Annotated in this window: 12 protein-coding genes and 1 pseudogene; 8 read left to right on the forward strand and 5 right to left on the reverse strand. The window is 73.3% G+C overall.

All coding sequences use genetic code 11. The features are described from left to right. Nucleotides 1-40 precede the first annotated feature (40 nt). Nucleotides 41-877, reverse strand: a complete 837-nt coding sequence (locus tag ACTWP5_RS08265) for a class I SAM-dependent methyltransferase (protein ID WP_443220118.1) — start codon at nucleotides 875-877, stop codon at nucleotides 41-43. 59 nt (nucleotides 878-936) lie between these two features. Between ACTWP5_RS08265 and ACTWP5_RS08270 the strand changes: the two genes are divergently transcribed. The 6 genes from ACTWP5_RS08270 to ACTWP5_RS08295 all read left to right on the forward strand — a co-directional run bounded on the left by ACTWP5_RS08270 (nucleotide 937) and on the right by ACTWP5_RS08295 (nucleotide 6,785). After that, nucleotides 937-1,539, forward strand: coding sequence for a TetR/AcrR family transcriptional regulator (locus ACTWP5_RS08270; protein ID WP_443220119.1), 603 nt, complete (start codon nucleotides 937-939; stop codon nucleotides 1,537-1,539). Nucleotides 1,540-1,697: 158 nt separating this feature from the next. Further along, entirely contained in the window at nucleotides 1,698-2,726 is a 1,029-nt protein-coding gene (argC, locus tag ACTWP5_RS08275) for an N-acetyl-gamma-glutamyl-phosphate reductase (protein ID WP_443220120.1), read from the forward strand. Continuing rightward, nucleotides 2,723-3,874, forward strand: a complete 1,152-nt coding sequence (gene argJ, locus ACTWP5_RS08280; protein ID WP_443220121.1) for a bifunctional glutamate N-acetyltransferase/amino-acid acetyltransferase ArgJ — start codon at nucleotides 2,723-2,725, stop codon at nucleotides 3,872-3,874. Before argC ends, argJ begins: the two co-directional genes overlap by 4 nt. Beyond that, nucleotides 3,871-4,830 carry an acetylglutamate kinase gene (gene argB, locus ACTWP5_RS08285; RefSeq protein WP_443220122.1) on the forward strand — a complete coding sequence of 320 codons (960 nt, stop codon included), beginning with the start codon at nucleotides 3,871-3,873 and terminating at the stop codon, nucleotides 4,828-4,830. The genes argJ and argB overlap by 4 nt, the downstream gene beginning before the upstream one ends. A gap of 165 nt (nucleotides 4,831-4,995) precedes the next feature. Beyond that, complete coding sequence (locus ACTWP5_RS08290) at nucleotides 4,996-6,192, forward strand: acetylornithine transaminase (protein WP_443220123.1); 1,197 nt, start codon at nucleotides 4,996-4,998, stop codon at nucleotides 6,190-6,192. A gap of 44 nt (nucleotides 6,193-6,236) precedes the next feature. Then, nucleotides 6,237-6,785, forward strand: a complete 549-nt coding sequence (locus ACTWP5_RS08295) for an arginine repressor (protein ID WP_443220124.1) — start codon at nucleotides 6,237-6,239, stop codon at nucleotides 6,783-6,785. Nucleotides 6,786-6,854: 69 nt separating this feature from the next. On the opposite strand, the gene ACTWP5_RS08300 is transcribed toward ACTWP5_RS08295, so the two are convergent. From ACTWP5_RS08300 to ACTWP5_RS08310, 3 genes and pseudogenes are all read right to left on the reverse strand, one after another. Continuing rightward, nucleotides 6,855-7,904 carry a polyprenyl synthetase family protein gene (locus ACTWP5_RS08300; protein WP_443220125.1) on the reverse strand — a complete coding sequence of 350 codons (1,050 nt, stop codon included), beginning with the start codon at nucleotides 7,902-7,904 and terminating at the stop codon, nucleotides 6,855-6,857. Next, a complete protein-coding gene (ispG, locus tag ACTWP5_RS08305; RefSeq protein WP_443220126.1) occupies nucleotides 7,901-9,022 on the reverse strand; it encodes a flavodoxin-dependent (E)-4-hydroxy-3-methylbut-2-enyl-diphosphate synthase in 1,122 nt (373 codons plus the stop codon). Before ispG ends, ACTWP5_RS08300 begins: the two co-directional genes overlap by 4 nt. Before the next feature lie 293 nt (nucleotides 9,023-9,315). After that, a pseudogene (locus ACTWP5_RS08310) lies at nucleotides 9,316-9,894 on the reverse strand (pyridoxamine 5'-phosphate oxidase family protein); the annotation flags it as partial. A 106-nt stretch (nucleotides 9,895-10,000) separates the two neighbouring features. Between ACTWP5_RS08310 and ACTWP5_RS08315 the strand changes: the two are divergent. Continuing rightward, entirely contained in the window at nucleotides 10,001-11,197 is a 1,197-nt protein-coding gene (locus ACTWP5_RS08315; protein ID WP_443220127.1) for an argininosuccinate synthase, read from the forward strand. Then, nucleotides 11,194-12,666 (forward strand): argininosuccinate lyase, encoded by a 1,473-nt coding sequence (gene argH, locus ACTWP5_RS08320; RefSeq protein ID WP_443220128.1) that lies wholly within the window; start codon nucleotides 11,194-11,196, stop codon nucleotides 12,664-12,666. The genes ACTWP5_RS08315 and argH overlap by 4 nt, the downstream gene beginning before the upstream one ends. A gap of 87 nt (nucleotides 12,667-12,753) precedes the next feature. On the opposite strand, the gene ACTWP5_RS08325 is transcribed toward argH, so the two are convergent. Beyond that, nucleotides 12,754-13,806 carry a Gfo/Idh/MocA family protein gene (locus ACTWP5_RS08325; RefSeq protein ID WP_443220129.1) on the reverse strand — a complete coding sequence of 351 codons (1,053 nt, stop codon included), beginning with the start codon at nucleotides 13,804-13,806 and terminating at the stop codon, nucleotides 12,754-12,756. Between the last annotated feature and the right edge of the window lie 42 nt (nucleotides 13,807-13,848).

Here is a 13,848-nt window from a genome sequence, read left to right on the forward strand (position 1 = left end):
GCTCCCGATCGGGGGCCTGGCGCGACCGTGCGGCAGCGGATCAGGCGGCGGCGGACCCAGAAGCGCCGACGCGTACGGCGGTGGTCGCCAGCGTGGTGTAGCGCATCGTGAAGCGGCCTCCCAGGGCGTCGATGGCGTGGCCGACCGCGTCCAGTATCCCGGCCAGCTGGTCGGGGCGCAGCCGCGTGAGGCCGCCGGTGGTGGGGAGCAGGTCCAGCCACTGGTCGCGCGTGTAGGACCGTTCCCAGTCGAACCGCCACTGCTCCGGTTCGTCGAACCGCTCGGTCTCGCGGAGCGCGTCGGCGACCCTCGCGTACCCGGCCTGGTACGTCTCCAGCGGACGGCGCGCCGGCTGACGGGCGAACGGGGAGTCGGGCGCCACCCGCCGGTAAGCGGCCGCGAACGGCTCGGCCACCTCGGCGGGTGGCTCGAACACGTGCCCGAAGATCGCCAGGCGCCCGTTCGGGCGCAGCACCTCGGCCGCCTTCACGGCACCGACGGCCGGGTCCACCCAGTGCCACGACTGGGCGGCGACCACCGCGTCGAACACGCGGCCAGCGGGCTCCCAGGCTTCGAAGGTCGCCACCTCGACCCGCAGGCCGCGGGAGCGCGCGAGGTCGGCCATCCGTGGGTCCGGCTCGATGCCGAGCACGGCGCAGCCGGCGGCCTGGAACTGGCGGGCCGCGATGCCGGTGCCGCAGCCGACGTCCAGCACGACGGGCCCCGGGCTCCCGGCGACGACGCGCGCCACCAGGTCGTCGGGGTAGCCGGGGCGGGCCTGGTCGTAGCGTCGCGCGTCCGCGCCGAACGACTCCGCCGTCTGTCGAGCCTGGTGCGGCCGCGCCGGGTCCGGCTGCTTCGGCGATAGAGTGGGCATGGGTTCACTTTAGTGGGCACGCGCCCACCTGCCAACCGACGCACGAAAGGACCCGTCACGTGCCGACCGGGGTACACCTTCGCGACGCGCGGCAGCGCCTGTTCGACGCCGCCGAACGTGTGCTGCTGCGGGATGGCCCGAACGGGCTGACCAGCCGAGCCGTCACCGACGAGGCGGGCTGCGCCAAGGGCGTGCTCCACCGGCACTTCACCGACTTCGACGCGTTCCTCGCCGAGCTCGTGCTCGACCGGGCCGCGCGGCTGGAGGCGCGGGCGCGGGCGCTGCGTGAGGCCGTCGGCACCGGCACCGTGGCCGACAACCTCGCCGACGCGCTGACCGCCCTGTTTGGGCCCGTTCCGGTGGCGATCATCCCGCTCGTCACCTTCCGGGACACGCTGCGTGAGCGGTTGCGGGACGCCAGGCCCGGGGGCGGCATCGCGATCCTCGCCCAGGTGGCGACGGCGGTCTCCGCCTACCTGGCCGACGAGCGCGCCATCGGCCGTGTCGCGGGCGACGCCGACATCGACTCGCTCACCCTCTCCCTGGTCGGAGGTGGGCATCTCCTGTTCGCGGACCGCGAGCCCGATCCGCCGACCAGGGCGGCCGTCGACAGGCTGGTGACCACGGTGCTCGCCGACGTCGTGCGGCGGCGGCCACGCTGAGCTCGGCTCGTGGTCCGGCGTCCTCCCTGCCGCGGCCGTCCCTCGCCGCTCCCCCCGCCGCACCGCACGGTCCGTCTCGCCCTGGCCCGTGATTGCATAAAACTTCCCTCCTATGTATAGTCATGCCATCGTTATGGCGTGGTCACGCGAGGGAGGCGATGGTGGTACGCGTTGCGGTGGCGGGAGCCAGTGGCTACGCCGGGGGAGAGGCCCTGCGCCTGCTGCTCCAGCACCCCGAGGTCGAGATCGGATCGCTGACCGGCGGCGCCAACGCCGGTCAGCGCCTGGGCACGCTCCAGCCGCAGCTGCTGCCCCTGGCCGACCGGGAGCTGGCGCCGACCACCCCCGAGACGCTGGCCGGACACGACGTCGTCGTCCTCGCCCTGCCTCACGGGCAGTCGGCCGAGGTCGCCCGGCAGCTCGGCGAGGAGACGCTGATCATCGACTGCGGCGCCGACTTCCGCCTGCACAGCGCGGCCGACTGGGAGCGCTTCTACGGCTCCCCGCACGCCGGCACCTGGCCCTACGGCCTGCCGGAGCTGCCCGGCGCACGCGAGCGGCTCAAGGGTGCCACCCGTGTCGCGGTCCCCGGCTGCTATCCGACCGCCGTCACCCTGGCCCTCTTCCCGGCCTACGCCGCCGGCCTCGCCGAGTCCGAGGCGGTGGTCGTCGCCGCCTCGGGCACCTCGGGCGCCGGCCGTTCCGCCAAGCAGCACCTGCTCGGCAGCGAGGTGATGGGCTCCATGAGCCCGTACGCGGTGGGCGGCGGCCACCGGCACACGCCCGAGATGGTCCAGAACCTCTCGGCGGTCGCCGGCGAGGCCGTCACGGTCTCCTTCACCCCCACCCTCGCCCCCATGCCGCGCGGCATCCTCGCCACCTGCACCGCCCGCGCCCGCCCCGGCACCACCCCCGCGGCGCTCCGCGGCGCGTACGAGGCGGCGCTCGGCCCCGAGCCCTTCGCGCACCTGCTGCCGGAGGGCCAGTGGCCCACCACCGCCGCCGTGCTCGGCTCCAACGCGGCCCACGTCCAGGTGACCCTCGACGAGGCCGCCGGACGGATCGTCGCCGTCAGCGCCATCGACAACCTCACCAAGGGCACCGCGGGAGGCGCGGTGCAGAGCATGAACATCGCCCTCGGCCTCCCCGAGGAGCTCGGGCTGTCCACGATCGGAGTCGCACCGTGAGCGTCACCGCCCCGAAGGGATTCACCGCGGCGGGCGTCGCCGCCGGCCTCAAGCAGAGCGGGGAGCCCGACGTCGCCCTCGTCGTCAACACGGGCCCCAGCCTCGCCGCCGCCGGCGTCTTCACCAGCAACCGCGTGAAGGCCGCGCCCGTCGTCTGGTCCGAGCAGGTGCTCGCCGGTGGCAGGGTCTCCGCCGTCGTGCTCAACTCCGGCGGCGCCAACGCCTGCACCGGGCCGCTCGGCTTCCAGGACACCCACGCCACCGCCGAGCACGTCGCCACCGCCCTCGGCCACAGCGCCGCCGAGGTGGCGGTCGCCTCCACCGGGCTCATCGGCGTCCGGCTCCCGATGGAGTCGCTGCTGTCCGGCGTCGACACGGCCGTGGGCGAGCTCTCCCCGCACGGCGGCGAGAAGGCCGCCATCGCGATCAAGACCACGGACACCGTCCACAAGACGGCCGTCGCCACGGGCGAGGGCTGGAGCGTGGGCGGCATGGCCAAGGGCGCGGGCATGCTCGCCCCGGGCCTCGCCACCATGCTGGTGGTCCTCACCACCGACGCCGACCTCGACGCCCCGACGCTGGACCGCGCCCTGCGCGAGGCCACCCGCACCACCTTCGACCGCGTCGACTCCGACGGCTGCATGTCCACCAACGACACCGTGCTGCTGCTGGCCTCGGGCGCCGCCGGCCTCACGCCCTCCTACGAGGAGTTCGCCCGGGCCGTGCACGCGGTCTGCGAGGACCTGGCCCGGCAGCTGGTGGGCGACGCCGAGGGCGCCTCCAAGGACATCCGGATCGAGGTCGTCGGGGCGGCCAGCGAGGACGACGCCGTCGAGGTCGGCCGCTCCATCGCCCGCAACAACCTCCTCAAGTGCGCCATCCACGGCGAGGACCCGAACTGGGGCCGGGTGCTGGCCGCCATCGGCACCACCACGGCCACCTTCGAGCCCGACCAGCTGAACGTCGCCATCAACGGCGTCTGGGTCTGCAAGGACGGCTCGGTCGGCGAGGACCGCGACCAGGTCGACATGCGCTACCGGGAGGTCACCATCACCGCCGACCTCGCGGCCGGCGAGCACACGGCGGTGATCTGGACCAACGACCTGACCGCCGACTACGTCCACGAGAACAGCGCCTACTCGACATGACATCCCCCAAGACGCACTCCGACAGCGCCGCCAAGGCGGCCCGGAAGCACACCGCCCTGCCCAAGGCGCAGATCCTCATCGAGGCGCTGCCCTGGCTGACGCGCCACCACGGGAAGACCGTCGTCATCAAGTTCGGCGGCAACGCCATGGTGGACGAGGAGCTCAAGGCCGCCTTCGCCCAGGACGTGGTCTTCCTGCGCCACGCCGGGCTGCGCCCCGTCGTCGTCCACGGCGGCGGGCCGCAGATCACCGCCCACCTCGACCGGCTGGGCCTGACCTCCGAGTTCCGGGCCGGGCTGCGCGTCACCACGCCCGAGACCATGGACGTGGTGCGGATGGTCCTGGCCGGTCAGGTGCAGCGCGAGCTCGTCGGCCTGCTGAACCGGCACGGCCCGCTGGCCGTCGGCATGACCGGCGAGGACGCCCACCTGATGACGGCGACGAAGCGGTATGCCGACATCGACGGCGAGCGGGTGGACATCGGCCGCGTCGGCGACGTCACCGCCGTCGACCCCGGCGCCGTCGAGGCGCTCCTCGACGACGGCCGCATCCCGGTCATCTCCTCCATCGCGCGCAGCACCGACGACCACCACGTCTACAACGTCAACGCGGACACCGCCGCGGCCGCGCTGGCCGCCGCGCTCGGCGCGGAGACGCTGATGGTCCTCACCGACGTCGAGGGTCTGTACGCGGACTGGCCCGCGAGCGACGAGGTCATCAGCCGCCTGACCGTGAGCGAGCTGGAGAAGCTGCTGCCCGACCTCGCCAGCGGCATGGTGCCGAAGATGGAGGGCTGCCTGCACGCCGTGCGCAACGGCGTGCGCACCGCCCGCGTCATCGACGGCCGCGTCCAGCACGCCATCCTGCTGGAGATCTTCACCGACGAGGGCATCGGCACGATGGTGCTGGCCGACGAGCCCGCCACGCCGACAGCCGACGGCTCCACCGACACCTGAGCCCCGCCGGCGCAGGCACCGCGCTCCGGCGCGGCAGGCCGCCGAGGATCCGCAGGACCCGAAGACCCCGCAGGACTCGAAGACCCCCGAAGACCCCACCATCCGTAGACCCGCGGACCACGCGGACGACGCGCAGGACGCAGAGCGAGAGGGAGCACGGCCGCCATGAACAACCAGGAGCTGACCGCCCGCTGGCAGGGCGCCCTGATGGACACCTACGGCACCCCCCGCCTCCCGATCACCCACGGCGAGGGCGCCCGCCTCTACGACGCCGACGGCCGCGCCTACCTCGACTTCGTCGGCGGGGTGGCCGTCAACTCCCTCGGCACCGGACACCCGGCCGTGGTCCGCGCCGTCTCCGAGCAGGTCGCCCGGCTCGGCCACGTCTCCAACCTCTTCGTCGCCGAGCCGCCCGTCGCGCTCGCCGAGCGGCTGCTGGCCCTGGCGGGACGGCCGGGCCGGGTCTTCTTCTGCAACTCCGGCGCCGAGTCCGTCGAGGCCGCCTTCAAGATCGGCCGGCTCACCGGCCGGCGCCACGTGGTCGCCGCCGAGGGCGGCTTCCACGGTCGCACCATGGGCGCGCTCGCGCTCACCGGCCAGCCCGGCAAGCAGGAGGGCTTCCACCCCCTCCCGGGCGACGTCACCCACGTCCCCTACGGCGACGTCGAGGCGCTGCGGTCGGCCGTCACGACCGACACCGCCCTGGTCATCCTGGAACCCGTTCAGGGCGAGAACGGCGTCGTCGTGCCGCCCGAGGGGTATCTGGCGGCCGCCCGCGAGATCACCCGCGCCACCGGCACCCTGCTGGTGCTCGACGAGGTCCAGACGGGGATCGGCCGCACCGGCCACTGGTTCGCCAGCCAGGCCCAGGGCGTCGAGGCCGACGTCATCACGCTGGCCAAGGGGCTGGGCGCGGGCATGCCGATCGGCGCCACCCTCGCGTTCGGCGACGCCGCCCGCCTCATGGCCCCCGGCCACCACGGCTCCACCTTCGGCGGCAACCCGGTGTCCTGCGCCGCCGCCCTCGCCGTGCTCGACACCATCGCCGCCGACAACCTGCTCCAGCGGGTCAAGGACATGGGGGAGCGGCTGCGGGACGGCATCTGGCATCTGGGGCACCCCTTGGTGGACCGCGTCCGGGGTGCTGGCCTGCTCCTCGGTATCGTGCTCACCGAGCCGCTCGCCGCCCGGATGCAGCAGGCGGCTCAGGACGCGGGCCTGCTGGTGAACGCCGTCGCCCCCGACGTGGTCCGGCTGGCCCCTCCGTTGATCATCGGCGACGCCGAGGTCGACGCCTTCCTCGCGGCGCTGCCCAGCGTCCTCGATGCCGTGGACGCCGGGGACTCCGCGAGCCCCGCGTGAGGCATCCGCCGCCGCGGGATTCGACGATGACCCGGAGAGGGAGCATGACGCACGAGCGGCACCAGAACGGGCCGTCCGTACCGCACACGCGCACGGCCCGGCACCGCCGGATCGTCGAGATCCTCAACCGGCAGGCGGTCCGGTCCCAGAGCCAGTTGGCGAAGTTGCTCGCCGACGACGGGCTGAACGTCACCCAGGCCACCCTCAGCCGCGACCTCGACGACCTGGGGGCGGTGAAGATCCGCAACACCGGAGGGGAGCTGATCTACGCCGTCCCCAGCGAGGGTGGTTTCCGCACGCCGCGGGCGCCGCTCGGGGAGTCGGCGAAGGAGGAACGGATGGCCCGGCTCGCCGGGGAACTGCTCATCTCCGCCGAGTCCTCGGCCAACCTCGTCGTCGCCAGGACCCCGCCGGGCGCCGCGCAGTTCCTGGCCTCGGCGATCGACCAGGCGGAGCTCCACCACATCCTCGGCACCATCGCCGGCGACGACACGCTGCTGCTCATCAGCCGCGCGCCCGACGGTGGTCAGGCCCTGGCGGACCACCTGCTGCGCCTGGCCCAGAAGCAGAAGGAGGAGACCGCCGGGCAGTGACGCCACGGCCTAGATGAGTTATGCCTAACTCCGGCGGGGCGGGCCACGTCGGAGTTAGGCATAACTCATCTAGCGGTCGCGGCGGCAGGCGAGGCCGGCCAGTGCCGCGAGGCCGCTGGCCGCCGGCTCCACCGGGTCGGCCGCACGGAGGCTGTCCAACGCCAGGCCCAGCTGTTCCTGGGCCGTCTCCTCGGCCCAGGACCGGCCGCCGGCCTCCGTCACCAGCTCCGCCATCAGCGCGACGCCGGCCTCGTCGAGCTCGCCCTCCGGGCGGGCGACGAGTTCGGCGAGCCGCCGGCCGGCCGCCGTGCCCGAGTCGAGCGCGGCCGCCACGGGCAGCGACTTCTTCCCCCGGGCGAGGTCGGCTCCCGCCGGCTTGCCGGTGACGACGGGATCGCCCCAGATGCCCAGCACGTCGTCGGCGAGCTGGAAGGCGATGCCGAGGTGCTTGCCGAACCGGCGCAGCGCCTCGGTCTGCTCCGGCGAGCCGTCGCCCCACAGCGCCCCCAGCGCGCAGGAGCACGCCAGCAGCGCCGCCGTCTTTCCCTCCGACATGGCCAGGCACTCGGTCAGCGAGACCTGGGCGCGCCCCTCGAAGCTGAGGTCCGTCTGCTCGCCCTCGATCAGCGCGACCGTCGCCTCGCTCAGCCACCGCAGCGCCGTCGCCGCCCTCGGCCAGCCCACCTGCTCCGCCAGCACCCGGCTGGCGTGGACCAGCAGCGCGTCGCCCGCCAGCAGCGCGGCGGGTGAGCCGAACACCGTCCAGGCCGTGGCCCGGTGGCGACGGGTGGTGTCGCGGTCGAGGATGTCGTCGTGGAGCAGCGAGAAGTTGTGCACCAGCTCCACCGCGACGGCGGGCGCCAGCGCCGACGCGGCCGAGCCGCCCACCGCCTCCGCGCAGCCGAGGACCAGCGCGGGCCGCAGCGCCTTGCCGGCCGGGGCCGAGTCCGGCCGTCCCGCCGCGTCGGTCCAGCCGAAGTGGTAGGAGGCGACGCGCTCCACCGGCTCGGGCAGGCGCCCGATCCACTCCCGCAGCGCCGGGTCGACCAGGGTGCGGGCGCGGCGCAGCGCGTCCCGTGCGGTGTTCGCCTCCTGGGAGCGGTTCGCGGCCATCGTCATGCGGGTTTTCCTTCCGTGTCGCGCGCCTCGGCCAGGCGCGACGCCTCCTCGATGAGGGTCTCGACGATGCGGGACTCGGGGACGGTCCTGACGACCTCGCCGCGCACGAAGATCTGGCCCTTGCCGTTGCCGGCGGAGACGCCGAGGTCGGCCTCGCGGGCCTCGCCGGGGCCGTTGACCACACAGCCCATCACCGCCACCCGCAGCGGGTGGGGGAAGCCGTCGAAGGCGGCGAGCACCTCCTCGGTCAGTCGGTGGACGTCGACCTGGGCGCGGCCGCAGGAGGGGCAGGAGACGATCTCCAGCGACCGCTCGCGCAGCCCGAGGGAGGCGAGGATCTGTATGCCGACCTTGATCTCCTCCACGGGTGGGGCGGAGAGGGAGACGCGGATGGTGTCGCCGATGCCGTCCGCCAGGAGCTGGGCGAAGGCGACGGCGGACTTGACGCTGCCCTGCACCAGCGGCCCGGCCTCGGTGACGCCGAGGTGGAGGGGATAGTCACAGCGCTGCGCCAGCAGCCGGTAGGCGTTGACCATGATCACCGGGTCGTTGTGCTTGACGGAGATCTTCAGGTCGGTGAAGCCGTGCTCCTCGAACAGGGAGCACTCCCACAGCGCCGACTCCACCAACGCCTCCGGCGTGGCCCTGCCGTGCTTCGCGAGCAGGCGGGGATCGAGCGAGCCGGCGTTGACGCCGATGCGGATCGGCGTGCCGGCCGCCGCCGCGGCCCGGGCGATCTCCCGCACCTTGTCGTCGAACTTCTTGATGTTCCCCGGGTTCACCCGCACCGCCGCACACCCCGCGTCGATCGCGGCGAACACGTACTTCGGCTGGAAGTGAATGTCGGCGATCACCGGAATCTGCGACTTCCGCGCGATCTGCGGTAGCGCGTCGGCGTCGTCCTGGGAGGGGCAGGCGACCCGGACGATCTCACAGCCGGCCGCGGTCAGCTCCGCGATCTGCTGGAGCGTCGCGTTCACGTCCGCGGTCACGGTCGTCGTCATCGACTGCACCGAGACCGGCGCCCCACCACCGACCGCCACGTCGCCGACCATGACGCGTCGGCTGGCACGCCGCGCCGGGGCGGGCGGGGCGGGCATGCCGAGACTGACGGTCATCGCAGGTCTCCCCTCGCGAGCTGATCGTCTCTTCAGCTTGGCGGCCCGGCCCACCCCCCAGAAACGGCGCGCGCCATGGCCTGCGCGCCCCCGTGCCGCATCACGCGCGTCACCGAGCCATCCTGACCTGCGGTGACGTTCCGGTCACGGACGTGGTGAGTCCGTGACGGAACGCTCGCCAATCACTCGTACGGGTGAGAAAGGTGTCACCCGGGCGCGTGTCCCGCGTGGTCGTGCTGGGACTCCTCCGCCGCGTGGTCCGTGAGGTCTCCCCGGTCCACGAGGGCCCCCGGGCTGGGCGGCAACGGCAGGGGCAGGCCCGGCAGCCCGTCCATGCTGCGGGCGATGTGCTCCTTCTTGTGGAAGTACGCGTCGAGCGAGGCGTCGGTCTCCCGGGAGAAGCGCGAGCCGTGGGTGGGTCGGTCCCCCTCGTAGCTCATGAACGGCACGGCGAAGCCGCAGCTGTCGCGGATCGTCTCGGCGGTCACGACGATGATCGCGCGCAGCCCGTGGTGTGTGGGGTCGATCGTCGGGAAGTGCGTGAGCAGCTCGGGGAAGCGGGGGTCGTCGCGGAAGACCGGCTCGCCGTGGCCGTGGACGCGCACGATCGTCGGCGGCCCGGTGAAGGCGCACCACATCACCGTGATGCGTCCGTTCTCCCGGAGGTGGGCGATGGTCTCGCAGTGGGAGCCGGCGAAGTCGAGGTAGGCGACGGTGCGGTCGTCGAGGACGGTCAGGGAGCCCGTCAGGCCCTTGGGGGAGAGGTTCACGGTGCCGTCGCCGGACAGGGGAGCGGTGGCGGTGAAGAAGACGTGCTGTTGCTCGATGAACGTGCGCAGCCGGCCTTCTATGCGCTCATACGTTTTTCCCATGGAGTGCAGTATGTCCGGTGACTCGCGCTGGTTCACGGGGTTTGACGCGCCCCCCCGGTCCACTGCATACTTATTCCACTACGTGCATGCATCTGAAGGAGTCACCGTGACCGAGCGCGTCGTACTCGCCTACTCCGGCGGCCTGGACACCTCCGTCTGCATCGGTTGGATCGCCGAGGCGACCGGGGCCGAGGTCGTGGCCGTCGCCGTCGACGTCGGCCAGGGAGGCGAGAGCCTGGACGTCATCCGCAAGCGCGCGCTCGCCTGCGGTGCGGTCGAGGCCGAGGTCGTGGACGCCCGCGAGGAGTTCGCCCAGGAGTACTGCCTGCCCGCCATCAAGGCCAACGCCCTGTACATGGACCGGTATCCGCTGGTCTCCGCGCTCTCCCGGCCCCTCATCGTCCGGCACCTGGCCGCCGCCGCCCACAAGCACGGCGCCGACACCGTCGCCCACGGCTGCACCGGCAAGGGCAACGACCAGGTCCGCTTCGAGGCCGGCATCGCCGCCCTCGCGCCCGACCTGACCTGCATCGCGCCCGTCCGGGACTACGCGATGACCCGGGACAAGGCCATCGCCTTCGCCGAGGAGAAGGGCCTGCCGATCGCCACCAGCAAGAAGTCGCCGTACTCGATCGACGCGAACCTCTTCGGCCGCGCCATCGAGACCGGCTTCCTGGAGGACATCTGGAACGCCCCGATCGAGGACATCTACGAGTACACGCAGGACCCCGCCGTCGCCCGCGAGCCCGACGAGGTCGTCATCACCTTCGACAAGGGCGCCCCGGTCGCGATCGACGGCCGGCCCGTCACGCCGCTGCAGGCCATCCTGGAGCTCAACGAGCGCGCCGGCGCCCACGGCGTGGGCCGGATCGACATGGTCGAGGACCGCCTCGTCGGCATCAAGTCGCGCGAGGTGTACGAGTCGCCCGGCGCCATCGCGCTGATCACCGCCCACCAGGAGCTGGAGAACGTCACGGTCGAGCGCGAGCTCGCCCGGTACAAGCGGCAGGTGGAGCAGCGCTGGTCGGAGCTGGTCTACGACGGGATGTGGTTCTCCCCGCTCAAGCGCGCCCTGGACGGCTTCGTCAACGAGGCCAACGAGCACGTCAGCGGCGACATCCGGATGGTCCTGCACGGCGGCCGGGCCGTCGTCACCGGCCGGCGCTCCGAGCAGTCGCTCTACGACTTCAACCTCGCCACCTACGACACCGGCGACACCTTCGACCAGTCCCTGGCGAAGGGCTTCATCGACATCTTCGGCCTCTCCAGCCGGATCGCCAGCAAGCGGGACCTCACGCGGTGACCGGGGACCAGACCAGCGACGCCGCCGCGGGCGGCGGCCAGGGCGACGTCAGGCTCTGGGGCGGACGCTTCGCCGCCGGGCCGGCCGAGGCCCTCGAACGGCTCAGCGCCTCGGTCCACTTCGACTGGCGGCTCGCCCCCTACGACATCGCCGGCTCCCGTGCCCACGCCCGGGTGCTCCACCGCGCCGGGCTGCTGACGCAGGACGAGCTCGCCCGCATGCTCGCCGGCCTCGACCAGCTCCAGGCGGACGTCGCCGACGGCTCCTTCACCGGCACGGTCGCCGACGAGGACGTCCACACCGCCCTCGAACGCGGCCTCCTGGAGCGGCTCGGGCCCGAGCTCGGCGGCAAGCTGCGCGCCGGCCGCTCCCGCAACGACCAGGTCGCCACGCTCTTCCGGATGTACCTGCGCGACCACGCGCGGATCATCGCCGGCCTCGTCGCCGACCTCCAGGACGCGCTGATCGGCCTGGCCAAGGCGCATCCCGGCGCCGCGATGCCGGGGCGCACCCACCTCCAGCACGCCCAGCCCGTCCTCTTCGCCCACCACGTGCTCGCCCACGTCCAGGCCCTGGCCAGGAACGGGCAGCGGCTGCGGCAGTGGGACGAACGCACCGCCGTCTCGCCCTACGGCTCCGGTGCCCTGGCCGGTTCCTCCCTCGGCCTCGACCCGGAGGCCGTCGCCGCCGACCTCGGCTTCGAGCACGGCTCCGCGGCCAACTCGATCGACGGCACGGCCTCCCGGGACTTCGCGGCCGAGTTCGCGTTCGTCACGGCGATGATCGGGGTGGACGTCTCGCGGATCGCCGAGGAGGTCATCATCTGGAGCACGAAGGAGTTCTCCTTCGTCACCCTCCACGACGCGTTCTCCACCGGCAGCTCGATCATGCCGCAGAAGAAGAACCCGGACATCGCCGAGCTGGCGCGGGGCAAGTCCGGGCGTCTGATCGGCAACCTCACGGGCCTGATGGCCACCCTCAAGGCGCTGCCGCTGGCGTACAACCGCGACCTCCAGGAGGACAAGGAGCCGGTCTTCGACTCCTGCGACCAGCTGGAGGTCCTGCTGCCCGCCTTCACGGGCATGCTCGCCACCCTCACCGTGCACGAGGAGCGGATGGCCGAGCTGGCGCCCGCCGGCTTCTCCCTGGCCACGGACGTCGCCGAGTGGCTCGTCCGGCAGGGCGTGCCCTTCCGCGACGCCCACGAGATCGCGGGGGAGTGCGTGCGGGTCTGCGAGGCCGAGGGGATCGAGCTCGACGAGCTCACCGACGAGCAGTTCACGAAGATCTCCCCGCACCTCACGCCGGACGTGCGCTCGGTGCTCAGCGTCGAGGGATCGCTCGCCGCCCGCTCCGCGCGCGGCGGCACCGCGCCCTCGGCCGTCGCCGTCCAACTCGCCGAGGCGGAGGCGGAGCTGACCGCGCAGCGCGCGTGGGCGGCCGGCGGCCCGGCCGCGCCGGTCGGCTGAGCGCCCGGCCGCGGCGCGCTCGAGGACGTCCACCGTCACGTTCCCCGCGCGATCCGCCCGATCCGCGCGGGGAGCATGACCGTGCTCTCAGGCGGGCAGCTCCGCCGCGCTCGCCCGGGGCTCGCCGAGCTCGTCGGGGAACCGCAGCCCGATCCGGTCGCGGACCGCGTCCAGCGTGCGCATCACCGCCAGGCTCCCCTCCAGCGGCACCAGCGGCGACTCCGTCTCGCCCGCCCGCAGCGCCCGCATCACCTCGGCCGCCTCGTGGACGAACGTGGGCCCCCCGCCCTGCGTCGGGCCGGTGAACTCCTCCGGCTCGCCGCCCTGCCGGTGCAGCACGAACCGCTCGGGGAAGAAGAAGCCCCGCGGCAGCTCGATCCGCCCCCGCGTCCCGGTCACCACCGCGCGCAGCGCCGTGTCGGCGACGAGGGAGCAGCTGAGGGCGGCGAGCGCCCCCGAGTCGTAGCCCAGCAGCATGCCGGTGTTCTCGTCGACGCCGTCGCGCAGGTGGGCCCACGCCGCGACCTCGGTGGGCTCGCCGAGCAGCAGATGGGCGAAGGAGACCGGGTAGACGCCGAGGTCCAGCAGGGCGCCGCCGCCCAGGGCCGGGTCCCGCAGCCGGTGGCCTGGCTCGACGCCGCTCAGGCCGAAGTCGGCGTGGACGGCCCGCACCTCACCGATCGCGCCGTCGCGCACCAGCTCCGTCAGCCGCCGGATCACCGGGTTGCAGTAGGTCCACATGGCCTCCATGAGGAAGAGGCCACGCTCCCGGGCGAGCGCCACCAGCGGCTTGGCCTGCGCCTCGTTGACGGTGAACGGCTTCTCGCACAGCACCGCCCTGCCCGCCAGCAGGCACGTGCGGACCGCCGTGTGGTGGGCGCTGTGCGGCGTGGCGACGTACACCACGTCCACCTCGGGGTCGGCCGCCAGCTCGGCCCAGCTGCCGTGGGCGCGCGGTATGCCGAACCGTCGGGCGAAGTCCCCGGCCGCGGCGGCGGAGCGCGAGCCCACGGCCACCACCTCGGCGTCGGGCAGGGTGAGCAGGTCACCGGTGAACCGTGCCGCGATCGAGCCGGTCGCCAGAACGCCCCACCTCACCGGCCGCGTCGCCCGCTCCGCTCCGTCGCTCCCGTGCACCATGCCGCCACGCCGCCTCTCCGTCTGCGTGGGGCCCGGGAGCCC

Origin of the sequence: Streptomyces sp. 4N509B (genome assembly GCF_052245655.1) — a bacterium.
In the GTDB taxonomy this organism is placed as follows: Bacteria; Actinomycetota; Actinomycetes; order Streptomycetales; family Streptomycetaceae; genus Streptomyces.

Coding starts and splice junctions, on each gene's coding strand:
- ACTWP5_RS08300 (WP_443220125.1), bottom strand. CDS start 7,904: ATGACGATGGCCGCGAACCGCTCCCAGGAGGCGAACACCGCACGGGAC.
- ispG (WP_443220126.1), bottom strand. CDS start 9,022: ATGACCGTCAGTCTCGGCATGCCCGCCCCGCCCGCCCCGGCGCGGCGT.
- ACTWP5_RS08295 (WP_443220124.1), top strand. CDS start 6,237: ATGACGCACGAGCGGCACCAGAACGGGCCGTCCGTACCGCACACGCGC.
- ACTWP5_RS08265 (WP_443220118.1), bottom strand. CDS start 877: ATGCCCACTCTATCGCCGAAGCAGCCGGACCCGGCGCGGCCGCACCAG.
- ACTWP5_RS08290 (WP_443220123.1), top strand. CDS start 4,996: ATGAACAACCAGGAGCTGACCGCCCGCTGGCAGGGCGCCCTGATGGAC.
- ACTWP5_RS08325 (WP_443220129.1), bottom strand. CDS start 13,806: ATGGTGCACGGGAGCGACGGAGCGGAGCGGGCGACGCGGCCGGTGAGG.
- argB (WP_443220122.1), top strand. CDS start 3,871: ATGACATCCCCCAAGACGCACTCCGACAGCGCCGCCAAGGCGGCCCGG.
- argC (WP_443220120.1), top strand. CDS start 1,698: ATGGTGGTACGCGTTGCGGTGGCGGGAGCCAGTGGCTACGCCGGGGGA.